The 238-nt window shown below is 50.8% G+C and carries 1 protein-coding gene; it reads left to right on the top strand.

The genetic code is table 11. The annotated features are described in order from the left end of the window. A partial coding sequence (locus tag ACFIK8_RS12885; protein WP_375669647.1) for a class I tRNA ligase family protein occupies positions 1 to 238 on the top strand: 238 nt, incomplete at both ends.

Below are 238 nucleotides of genomic sequence, written 5' to 3'. Positions count from 1 at the left end.
CGCCTCCCAATGTTACAGGCTCACTTCATATGGGGCATGCACTCAATACGACAATTCAAGACATTGTCGTCCGGTTTGAGCGGATGCGTGGCAAGAATGTTTTGTGGCAGCCTGGCATGGATCATGCAGGGATTGCTACGCAAACGGTTGTTGAGCGTCAGCTTGCAGAGTGCCAAGAGCCAACACGTCAAGAAATGGGCAGAGAAAGATTTGTTGAGCGTAGTTGGGAATGGCGTCA

This window comes from Bartonella sp. MR168JLCBS, assembly GCF_042194175.1.
This window is presented reverse-complemented; position numbering and strand designations above follow the sequence as displayed.